This is a genomic window from Flavobacteriales bacterium, from assembly GCA_021296215.1.
Lineage (GTDB): Bacteria > Bacteroidota > Bacteroidia > Flavobacteriales > ECT2AJA-044 > ECT2AJA-044.
The window spans coordinates 1-3,643 of the sequence record JAGWBA010000117.1; the positions used below are offsets into that span (position 1 = coordinate 1).

General features: G+C 49.2%; 5 protein-coding genes. 2 read left to right on the top strand and 3 right to left on the bottom strand.

What is annotated here, in order from left to right:
• Positions 1-184 precede the first annotated feature (184 nt).
• Positions 185-676, top strand: a complete 492-nt coding sequence (locus tag J4F31_12215; GenBank protein MCE2497316.1) for a response regulator — start codon at positions 185-187, stop codon at positions 674-676.
• Here the strand turns inward: J4F31_12215 and J4F31_12220 are convergent, their stop codons facing one another.
• The 3 genes from J4F31_12220 to J4F31_12230 all read right to left on the bottom strand — a co-directional run bounded on the left by J4F31_12220 (position 677) and on the right by J4F31_12230 (position 2,706).
• A complete protein-coding gene (locus tag J4F31_12220) occupies positions 677-1,087 on the bottom strand; it encodes a hypothetical protein (GenBank protein MCE2497317.1) in 411 nt (136 codons plus the stop codon).
• Positions 1,084-1,668 carry a 5-formyltetrahydrofolate cyclo-ligase gene (locus J4F31_12225; GenBank protein ID MCE2497318.1) on the bottom strand — a complete coding sequence of 195 codons (585 nt, stop codon included), beginning with the start codon at positions 1,666-1,668 and terminating at the stop codon, positions 1,084-1,086. The genes J4F31_12220 and J4F31_12225 overlap by 4 nt, the downstream gene beginning before the upstream one ends.
• A gap of 315 nt (positions 1,669-1,983) precedes the next feature.
• Entirely contained in the window at positions 1,984-2,706 is a 723-nt protein-coding gene (locus J4F31_12230; GenBank protein ID MCE2497319.1) for a hypothetical protein, read from the bottom strand.
• 242 nt (positions 2,707-2,948) lie between these two features.
• Here J4F31_12230 and J4F31_12235 point away from each other — a divergent pair, with 242 nt between their 5' ends.
• Positions 2,949-3,515, top strand: coding sequence for an NAD(P)H-dependent oxidoreductase (locus J4F31_12235; GenBank protein ID MCE2497320.1), 567 nt, complete (start codon positions 2,949-2,951; stop codon positions 3,513-3,515).
• The last annotated feature ends 128 nt before the right edge of the window (positions 3,516-3,643 follow it).

Genomic DNA, 3,643 nt, shown 5'->3' on the forward strand with positions numbered 1-3,643 from the left:
ATTCGAAGCTTGTTCACCGGCAGGGGATTAAATCTGCGTATGGGTCTAAGAACCCGGGAAAAGCGATAAAGTGCCCCTTTCGGTTGTTAACTTCTAATCATCAAAATTAACAGGTGGTGAAACTAAAGGGAAATACGGTGGTACTGGCCTTGGGCTAGCCATCACCAAACAGCTTGTCGACCTCATGGGCGGGCAAATTTCACTTCAGAGCGCTGAGGGAAAAGGCTCCACTTTTCGAATAGAGCTTCCGTTCAAGGTTGGCCGCACTTTCAAGGCTCACACGCCGCGCCAATCTGACATACAGCAGCCTTTGCTGGGTAAGCGAATTTTGTTGGCGGAGGACAATCCGGTGAACGTGGTCATCGCCGACAAGATCCTCAAAAAATGGAGTGCGGAACTTAGTTTTGCCGAAAACGGAGCTCAGGCCGTGGAGAAGTGGAGGGTTGAACATCCCGATCTAATTTTGATGGATTTGCGAATGCCAGAACTTTCGGGGATCGAAGCCACGAGGGTCATTAGAGGAGAAGAAACACAAAAGACACCGATCATTGCGCTTACGGCTTCCGCCATGCTAGACGAGCAGAACGAAATATTCACGGTCGGTATGGATGAATACGTGTCCAAGCCTTTTAATCCGGCCGAACTTCTCTCCAAGATCAGTAAGCATATTGTTTGATCACTCGGGTTTTCTCCAAATTAGTACGGTCATGCCCATGATTCCGATGATCAGAGCGTGAAGCACACCAACCACTGCAGACCAAATAACCGGCATTTCCTGTTTCAATGGATACCTTTCTATGCTCGGTATAAGCTGAAGCTCTATTTCAAGCCAACGGCTGAGCATGTAATGTCCAGCGCTGATCCCTACAAAGCTCAAAAGCATGATCATCGACAATCCGGAGCGTACGGACCAATCGGTGGATGGTCGTATCCAGCGATAGCCTCTGTCGAGGATGAAGACAGAAACACTGAAGTAAAGAAAGAAGGCAATGGCCCTGGTTCCGGGAGTCCATTGAAATTGTCCGATTCCCCACAACCATATCAAAATCCAAGTTGAAAGTGCAACAGAAAGGGCGATCCTTTTCACGCGCTGATCCTTATGAATCCGGACGGGGTAACCAATGCGGTAACGGCTCTTTCCCAGGGGTTTTTCTCGATGCTTTTATTCGTTACCTGTTCGTCGTAGCACAATCCCCAAATTTCTATTTGATCCCGGACATTCTTGAGAAAACGGTCGTAATAGCCACCGCCGTAACCAATGCGAATACCTTTGTGGTCGAAAAGTAATCCGGGAGCTAAGACGAGGTCAATGAGCCTTGGATCTACGCGTTCCGTGCTAGCTAAAGGAGATGAAATGCCCATGGGGCCAAGCTCTACATCACTCCTGAGGTCAGTGATCCTTCGGGCTTCCATTTCGCCCGGTCCGCTGATCATGGGTATGCACAAGCGAATACCCTTATCGAGAAGCTCTTGAGCGAGCATCCAGGTGTCGACTTCCGAGCGAAATGACAGGTACATGAAAACGTAGTTCGAGCGTTCGACCTTGGGCTGATTGAGGATGTGTTCTGAAATGCTAAACGATCCAATTTCCCTTGCTTCAGGGCTGAGTCCGTCGCGCACTTCGAGTGCGTTTCGCCGGATGATCGATCGGTCGATTATAGTAGTCATGTTCCTGTTTTCTGAAAGGTACAGGATTAAGAGTATTCGGGCAAGATATAGGTTTGCATTCCTCTGTCAAAGAAGATCGGAATTCCTCGTTGTCGTAGTTTATAAGCCATTCTTTTGACGGTCCGCTCGCTGAGATCTAACCGATTTGCCGCTTCCCTTGGAGTCCCGGTCGCTTTCATCCGAGCTAAATGCTTAAAAGCGTCCATTTTTTCGTTGTAGGTCAAGTAATCCATTCTTTTTTGAAGCCAAATTAGAACGGAGGGAAAGTCTAATCAATAACGTCTGATCACAAAAGATGGGTCTTTCAGAACTAATTTAGTCGTTCCACGGCATGCGCTGGTTTTCGATCCACCGCACAAGCTCCAAAAACCAGCGCAGCCGCCTTCCCGGCACTTCGATCCTTTCGCCTAAGCGAGCGATCTTCTCATCCCTTTCCAACAGCAGGGCTTCGCGGTCCGCAGCGGCATGATATTCACGTGCAAATGCCCAGGCTCCATCTCTGGCGAGCCCGATACTGAAGTTGGCCAGCATTTCGTCACTGTTCTTGAACCATTTATCGATTCTACCAAAAAGCCAGCTGCGGCGCGATATCTTGTCTTGACTCTCATCGACCCGAGCGGCGAGCAGCTCGTTGATCTTTTTGAAGTCGCCGTGAAGGTCTTGTAGATCACCACCCCCCATGGTCTCGCTTGCGGCAATACCCAAATCCAGATTGATGTGGGCGTTGATCCCCAGCAGGAGGTACTGGAGAATAATGGATCGGCGGCGTTCATTGGCCCTGAACGATACAGCCCATGACCGCGTAGTCCCGCTTCCGGCCGAGTAGGCCGAAAAAGCATCCAAATAGCGTTGGGCAAACAGCACATCGAGGCGCTCCATTCGTTCGTTGTCTTCGAAGATCCCCTTTTCTATACCCTCGGCCACGTCGGCCGTAACCTGCCGATACAGGGTAGCGAAAAAGCCGTGGGCGCACTGCTGCCGGGTGCTGTTATCGATGATTTCGTCGAGCTCTTCGAGAACCTGCTGAATGTTTTTCACGGGCTGATTTTTATCATTACTTAGTCGCAATATCGCACTTACCTTCGTTATGGTAATCATTCAGAACCACATCGTTTTAGTTAGGCGGATTCGCAAAGTTGGAAACGGCCAGGAGGCCAAAGCACAAACCGAAATTAGTATTCCAGCGTGCGAGCCAGGACACGGGCCCTTCAGCATAGTGATCGGCCCGCGCCCTTTTTTAGGCTGGTCGAATTGACTACCTTCCGAGAAAAATCTCGGCTATGATCATCTCCGTTCTCTACGGTTCAACCAGACAAAATCGACAAGGAGTTAAAGCCGCACTCTTCATTACGGAGCAAATTCGGCAGCGCGGACATCAGGTGCATTTGATCGATGCACGCCATGTTGATTTTCCGATGCTCGACCTTATGTATAAAGAGTACGATAAGGGGCAGGCTCCGGATATTTTCCAAAGTGTTCACGAGCAGTTGGAAGAGTCGGACGGATTCGTTCTCGTGTCCGGAGAGTACAACCACAGTATTCCGCCTGCACTCAAGAACCTCGTAGATCATTATCAATCGGAATACCATTTTAAACCCAGTGCGCTGGTTACTTATTCGGCCGGACCTTTCGGCGGGGTTCGGGTAGGGCCGCACCTACGGGCTATAACCGGTGAACTAGGCATGATCAGCATTCCGACCATGCTGCCTATAAGTCGGGTTGGAAAAAGTTTTGACGATGAGGGGAATCCCCTGGATCAAGCCTATTTCCGCAGAGCCGAGAGGTTCTTGGATGAATTCGATTGGTATCTGAGGGCTTTTAAGTCAGAGCGGGAACAAGGTTCTTAATTCTTAGATATTAGTTTTGCGATCTTAATTGGTCGTTGGAATTTAGCCCAGCGGGAGTGTTCACTAAAGTGTGTCATTGGTTAAAAATCTATCTTCAAAATAGTCACATAAATCCCTGCGGACATTAG

Coding starts and splice junctions, on each gene's coding strand:
- J4F31_12215 (MCE2497316.1), top strand. CDS start 185: ATGGGCGGGCAAATTTCACTTCAGAGCGCTGAGGGAAAAGGCTCCACT.
- J4F31_12225 (MCE2497318.1), bottom strand. CDS start 1,668: ATGACTACTATAATCGACCGATCGATCATCCGGCGAAACGCACTCGAA.
- J4F31_12235 (MCE2497320.1), top strand. CDS start 2,949: ATGATCATCTCCGTTCTCTACGGTTCAACCAGACAAAATCGACAAGGA.